The following is a 6,558-nucleotide window of genomic DNA, read 5'->3' as shown; positions in this document are numbered from 1 at the left end:
GACGGGGGAGGGCGCGGCATGACCGGGGCGGAGACGCCGCATCGCCAGGTGCGGGCCCTGTATGACGCCACGACGATCCGCGTCTATCAGGCCTATCGCCACGAGATCGCCGACGCCGCCCTGGCCGCCGGCCGCTTCGTCTCGCCGCCGTTCAGCCTGAGCCGGATGACCTGGATCAAGCCCAGCTTCCTGTGGATGATGTACCGCGCCGGCTGGGGCCACAAGGACGAGGGCCAGGCCCGGATCCTGGCCATCGACATCACCCGCGAAGGCTTCGAATGGGCGGTCGCCCACGCCTGCGCGAGCCATCCGCCGGAGGGCATGAGCCGGACCGACTATGAGGCGCTGAAGGCGCGGTCGCCGGTGCGGATTCAGTGGGATCCGGAACGAGACCTGCATTTCCAGCCGCTGCCCTGGCGGTCGCTGCAGCTGGGCCTGGGCCCGGAGGCGTCGCGCCGGTACGTCGAGGACTGGACCGTGCGGATCGAGGAGGTGACGCCCCTGGCGCACGCGATCGGGGCGCTGGTGGCGGAGGGACGGCTGGAGGAGGCGCGGGGGATGCTGCCGGGGGAGAGGGTGTACGGGTTACCCACCAGCCACCAGGGGCAGGGTCGGCTGGACGTCGAACGCGACAGGCATCGGCGCTGACCGGGAACAGGAAGGCCGCCAAGGCGCCCAACCCGTCCCCCTGTTTCCGCTGGCGGAAATCCGGTCCAGGATGCCCCCATGTGCGGACGCTTCGACACCTCTCACCTGACCTGGGCCGACATCCACGCCCAGCTGTCCGCCTTTTCCGAGCACTTCCCGGTCGTCACCGCCCCGATCAACATGGAGCCCAACGACGACGTCCGCCCGACCACGCCCCAGGTCACCGCGCGGCTACAGGACGGCGCCTGGGTGCTGGAAAAGATGCGCTGGGGGCTGGTGCCCTTCTGGCGGGGCGGCAAGCCACTGAAAGACACCGAAAAGGGCAAGGGCGACGGCTTCAAGCTGACCACCTTCAACTGCCGCGTGGAAACCTGCGAAACCGCCGCCACCTTCAAGGGCGCCTTTTCGCGCCGCCGCTGCATCGTCCCGGCCAGCGCCTGGTACGAATGGACGGGACCAGATGGCGGCAAGACCAGACACCGCTTCGCCCGCACCGACGGCCGCGCCATCTGGTTCGCCGGCCTATGGGACCGCTGCACCACCCCGGACGCGGGCGAGATCACCAGCTTCACCATCCTGACCGGCCCGTCGGAGGGCTGGCTGGGCGACTACCACACCCGCGCGCCGGTGATCCTGGAGCCGGAGGAGTGGGGGACCTGGCTGGACCCGACGCAGGACGCGGGGCCGCTGATGGCGGCGGTGCGGGCGGAGCGGTTTGAAGTGGAGATCTAGGTGCTTGGTCAGCCCGGTTGTTCGGCAGTATGCGGGTAGACGGCGTCACAGACACATTAAATCATCTAATTCAATCTTTGAGCTGCTCGTGCCTTTGGCAGATCGCGTGCGGATCCAAAAAAGTCGGGTTGGTAGTTCGAAATGAGAAACTCTGAGTATCTGCCACGATACTGATTTCCACCACCAATTACGCTAGCGCGTGACACCGGGTTGATAAAAAATCCAGGTGATTGATAAATATCTCTAATACTATAGTGCGCCGCGTTTGTAACCAAGAACCTCACGCCACGCTCATTGGCCGCCTTCAGACAATCTCGAAGGCGGATTTGATCGCTCCACGAGAACATCTTTTCATTGTACCGAACGAAACCGTTGTTGTTATGAGAAACTGTATAGGGAGGATCGCAGAATACGAAATCTCCTTCGCCTGCGGCACTAATGGTACTCTCAAAATCACAAACTTCAATTCTAGCCGAGGCTAGCAAGCGAGAGGCTTTAGAAAAGTCATCGTGCGCAAAAAGGACTGATGATTTCGTCCCGCGGGGAACGTTAAATTTCCCCTGCTGATTGACGCGATAGATGCCGTTGAAGCAGGTTCTATTTAAATACAGAAAGCGCCCGGCCTTCTCCAAGGCTGACAGATAGCTGACAGATCGGATTAGGTAGTAATATTCGTCAGAATGGTTTTCTTGGTGTCTCTGCATTATTGAATATAAATGATCCGGTTGATCCCGCATCGTGACAAAGCAGTTGATCAACTCCGCATTGCAATCGGACAGCATAGCGGCTGGGGGTTCAAGCGCGCCAAAGAACGCGCCCGCCCCAAGGAACGGTTCGAAGTACCTACCGAACTCGGCTGGTGCGAGGGCATGAGCGTAAGGGCTGAGCCAACGCTTTCCGCCCGCCCATTTTAGGAACGGGTAATAGGTCATCTGTCTAACACGGGCGCTCGGCTCATAGCGCGACCACTAGGAGATTACGCCGCGTTTGGCCAATTCGCCGTAGATCGCATCGAGCGTCAGCACTTCAGTGTCCGAATAGGCGCGGTTAAATGGGTGAGCTGGGATGCGTCGGATCTTGTTGACCTCATCGAACCAAGACACGTACCGCGCCTTACCCTTTTTTTCTTCCGGCAGCGGGATATTCAGCTTGTCCGAGAAATGTTCCCAATTTTTCGGAGTTTCTACGATCTTTCGAAGGTCAAGAAAATCTAGGTAGGTAGCAAGTTCCTTTCTCTCCGCAGGGTCGTTGTCGAGGTATTTTTCGTAAGTCTTCTTAAGCATTTCTTTGTTATCGACGGCCTCCTCAAGATAGTTCTCTCCCAGATAGACCTTCTTGAGGACGGTCAGAACGTAACCCTGCACTTGCTCTTGGATGGCCCGTACTTTTCGATCCGCCTCCGCAACACGTGTTGCGCTATGTTCGCGCAAATCTTTGTCGAATCCTGTTGGTGAGAACTCTGGCCAGGCCGAATGAGTCAATTCTCGGAGCCTGAACTGAAAGGCTGCTGGGCCACCTGCACCGAATGGAGTGGCAAACCGATCCGCAACATCAGCTAACGACGCTGACGCGAAATAGGAGGCCACGGGTTCCAGATAGGGCTCAAGTCGCTCAACCAAAATCTTAGGATGGAGAGTGCGGGGGTCTTCCTTCTCCTTCACGGACATGAAGGAGATGACGTCGTTTGCAAACCGGATGAGGCCGGCAACTCCTGTATTCGAAGCGAAGCGCGCTTGCTTTCCGAGGTCCCACCGCTCTGAACTTCTGGCACGAAAGACATCAAGGTAGGCATCGAGGAATATAGCAAGCCGATTCACTGCCATCTTGGGATCGTCCCAAAACAAATGTCCTTGCAGAAAAACGGTAGTGCCTTCCTGCTTGGTGAACCGGCCGAGCAAAGCTGATTGCCCAATCGCATCCGCCAAATAGGGTATCGCTAGCTGCGCGCCTGGGTTCGAGAGTTCGGCTCCAGCAATCTTCCCATACAACGCTCCATCGACCTTGCTGCGCAACAAGTCCAAGGCACGGACAGCGACAGCGCGCAATTGCTCTCTCCGATCACCGGAATTGAGCTTCATGTCACCGGTTATCTCATCGAGAAGTTTCTTCGCTACGGTCTTCTGTTTGCTATTGATGTCGCTGAAAAGCCGAGTTTCCTCAGCGGTTGAGATGCTTTCGAACGCGAGAATCGGAATTTGGCTGACGGTGTCAGGTTCCCCTGGTTCCGGAGAAATTTCGGAATATCCATATAGGCGATGCTGTCCGTCTATTATCCATACGGATTTATAAGCATCTGGAAGGGTTAGTATTCCAGTAGAGTTTCCCGAGTCGTCGCTGCGAACTTTATTGAAGGAAATTGGCTTCTTAAAATTGACAATGACGGAATTCGGAAAATATCCGCCCTTCTTCACGAAATCCGCGATTTTAAGGAGTCGATCTCTCTGAACAAGTCTTTGATAAGTTGGTGCGGCATCGATATCGCGAAGTCCCCGGTGGTTTACGAAAGATATTGGCAGGAGTTTGCGTGCCTCTGCGAAAAACATGTATGCATTGAAGCCTCCGAGCCTCGACTTTATGGCAAGCACGTCCATGCCCTTCAGGGCCTTAGAGTTAGCTAGAAACTCCGCGTGGAACTGGAAGCGAGCGGAGTGGCCAATGCGGTCCGCGATATCTTGGAAGTAAAGTAAATCGATTTCGTCGATTTTCTGCACGTTGGCAGATTTTGCACGAGTCTCGTCATTGTCTATCCAGTCAACATTTTTGGTGGCCATTAACCAAATTATCTTCTGCGGAAAATCTTGGCCAAGATGCTTTCTCAGAGCGTCGGCGATTGGCTTCTTTAGTGCGTCGAGTTCAGCAATATCTTTGGCCAGTGATCGCTTGGTGCGTGTCTCGCAAGCCTTGCATTCCGCAATGACGATTGTCTCATCGTCATATCCAAAGACATCAATTTGTTTGCTAACAGTCTTTCCTTTGTGTTCCGCAACTACAATATTGAATTTTCTACCAATGTTTAAGTGGGTGTATCCAAGCTGGTATAGCAAGCACCAAATTTCATTCTCAAACCGCTCGTCGACGGACTTAAGCTTTTGAAATCTATGAGAAGTCTTGTTTTCTCTTACGTGTTCCCAGCCCTCGGAGATCGCAAAGTCGTACTCATCCTTGCGAAAAGTTTTGTAGACGTGACGTTGTCGACGAGCCTTGTACTCGACTACGCGCTTCGCCGATGAATCTGCCAGCTCGCCGATCACGCCAACACCCCCCCAAGCTGAATCGTGCAGGGCTAACCCTATTCAGACGTCGGATATTTGCAAGTTGAGGGTGGTGGTTGCCGCTGCCTTAGGTCGAAATTTGCCTCGCGCTACCTTTTCCCCTTCCGAAACGCGTCCGCCGCCTCAACCCGCGCCTGCTTGCGCAGCGCCTTTGGCACGCTCGCGTCCACCGGCTCGTTGGCCAACTCAAGGTCGAGCAGTTTCAGCCGTTTGATCTCTTTGCTCGGGTCGGCCGCCGTCTCGAATCTCAGGTTGCGGGCGGCGCTCCAGGCCTACTGCTTCTCGCGGCGGCATTTGGTCTCGGCCATGGCCCGTTCCATCGAGCCGGTGATAGTCGGCCGCTGGGGATGACAATGCCGCCGCTGATGGGGTGCATCCCGCTGCTTGCGTAAGCCGCCAGAGATAAGATGGCGCGTACCCTCATCTTCCTTCGAGTGTTTCTCATGATGTTTTTCCCGATTCTTGCGAAGTCCCTGGTCGCGACCATGAAGTCGGTCGAATCCTTCACCTGCCCTTGGCTCGATTTCGCCCGTCCCCGGCGGCGATCTCTGTGCTCCCCCACGCCCCAACCCCCTGAAAAAGTTCCACATCTGCAACCGCGCCTGTCGCTGGAACCACCCGGACTCCCACGCCTTCTTCTCCCCACATCAGGGAGTCCTCCACATGATACGAACCCTCTCCGCGGTGGCCGTCGCCTCGGCCCTTCTGGTCGCCTGCGGGCAGCCGGAGACCAGCACCACCGAAGTCAGTGACACCACCAACGGCCCGGCGGTTTCCGCGCCTTCGGCCCCAGGCAACGAGGCGGTCGACACCACCCCGACCACCGGCGATGCGGCCACCACGGCCGGCGCCAACAGCTATACCGAGGCCCAGGCCAAGGGCGCCATCGAGTCCGCCGGCTACACCGAGGTCAGCGAGCTGACCCAGGGCGAAGACGGGGTCTGGACCGGCCGGGCGATGAAGGACGGCAAGGCCGCTTCGGTGACCGTCGACTTCAAGGGCAGCGTCAAGGCGCTGTAGCCCCTCTTCCTTGCCCTCCACCCCCTGGCCTGGCGCCAGGGCGCGGCGGGTCCTCTCCCAACATCAGTAACCGCAAGGAGCTCGCCCATGAGCAGGACCATCACCCGGCTGTTCGACAGCCACACCCAAGCGATCGCTGCCGTCGAAGCCCTGGAGCAGGGCGGGATCGACAAGGATCGCATCAGCCTGGTCTCCAACAACGCCGACAACTGGCATGACGGCCACAAGCATCCGGGCGGCTCGCCGGCCGGGCGCGGCCCGCTGGGCGACGCCAATGGAGACGGCGAAAATGACGTGGCCGACGGGGCCGGCAAGGGCGCCATGAGCGGCGGCATGCTCGGCGGCGCCGGCGGTCTGCTGGCGGGCCTCGGCATGCTGGCCATTCCGGGCCTGGGTCCGGTGGTGGCGGCCGGCTGGCTGGCCTCGACGGCGGTCGGCGCGGCGATCGGCGCGGCCGTGGGCGGCGCCACCGGCGGCCTGCTGGGCGCGCTGAAGGAAGCCGGCCACACCGATGAGGAAGCCAACGTCTACGCCGAGGGCGTGCGCCGCGGCGGCACCCTGGTCAGCGTCAAGGTCGAGGACGGCGACGCCGCCCGCGTCGAGCAGCTGCTGAACAGCGGCGTGGACGCCACCGCCCGTGGCGCCGCCTACCGCGAACAGGGCTGGAACCGCTTCGACGAGTCGGCCGCCCCCTACAGCGTCGACGACATCGGCCGCGAACGGGCCCGCTACCACACGGGCGAGAACCGCTCGTTCGGCGGCATGGAAGGCTCCGAACCGGGCGACGCCGACCGCACCCGCGAGCTGGGCGACCGGCCTGGCGCGCCGCGCACCTTCTAAGGCGCGCTTGAGCCTATGAGACGAAGACGCCCCGGGCCGGTTGGTC

Annotated in this window: 6 protein-coding genes; 4 read left to right on the top strand and 2 right to left on the bottom strand. The window is 59.5% G+C overall.

What is annotated here, in order from left to right:
- Together GVN21_RS18600 and GVN21_RS18595 are read left to right on the top strand one after the other, a co-directional pair.
- Positions 1-648 (top strand): DUF4291 domain-containing protein (locus GVN21_RS18600; protein WP_205690170.1); only part of this gene is annotated, 648 nt, incomplete at its 5' end.
- A 78-nt stretch (positions 649-726) separates the two neighbouring features.
- On the top strand, positions 727-1,380 hold the full coding sequence (locus tag GVN21_RS18595) for an SOS response-associated peptidase (RefSeq protein ID WP_166576237.1): 654 nt from the start codon (positions 727-729) through the stop codon (positions 1,378-1,380).
- A 65-nt stretch (positions 1,381-1,445) separates the two neighbouring features.
- Here GVN21_RS18595 and GVN21_RS18590 read toward each other — a convergent pair whose 3' ends face one another.
- Both GVN21_RS18590 and GVN21_RS18585 read right to left on the bottom strand, forming a co-directional pair.
- Positions 1,446-2,312, bottom strand: coding sequence for a Dam family site-specific DNA-(adenine-N6)-methyltransferase (locus tag GVN21_RS18590; protein WP_166576236.1), 867 nt, complete (start codon positions 2,310-2,312; stop codon positions 1,446-1,448).
- 36 nt (positions 2,313-2,348) lie between these two features.
- Entirely contained in the window at positions 2,349-4,631 is a 2,283-nt protein-coding gene (locus GVN21_RS18585; RefSeq protein WP_166576235.1) for a DGQHR domain-containing protein, read from the bottom strand.
- 684 nt (positions 4,632-5,315) lie between these two features.
- Here GVN21_RS18585 and GVN21_RS18575 point away from each other — a divergent pair.
- Positions 5,316-5,672 carry a hypothetical protein gene (locus GVN21_RS18575; RefSeq protein ID WP_166576233.1) on the top strand — a complete coding sequence of 119 codons (357 nt, stop codon included), beginning with the start codon at positions 5,316-5,318 and terminating at the stop codon, positions 5,670-5,672.
- A gap of 87 nt (positions 5,673-5,759) precedes the next feature.
- The gene (locus GVN21_RS18570; protein WP_240903018.1) at positions 5,760-6,512 is read left to right on the top strand and encodes a hypothetical protein; all 753 of its coding nucleotides are present in this window, start codon (positions 5,760-5,762) and stop codon (positions 6,510-6,512) included.
- The last annotated feature ends 46 nt before the right edge of the window (positions 6,513-6,558 follow it).

The sequence above is a fragment of the Caulobacter sp. SLTY genome (assembly GCF_009905535.1).
GTDB lineage: Bacteria > Pseudomonadota > Alphaproteobacteria > Caulobacterales > Caulobacteraceae > Caulobacter.
The sequence above is the reverse complement of the archived record's forward strand: the minus strand, read 5'-3'. Positions and strand labels throughout refer to the sequence as shown.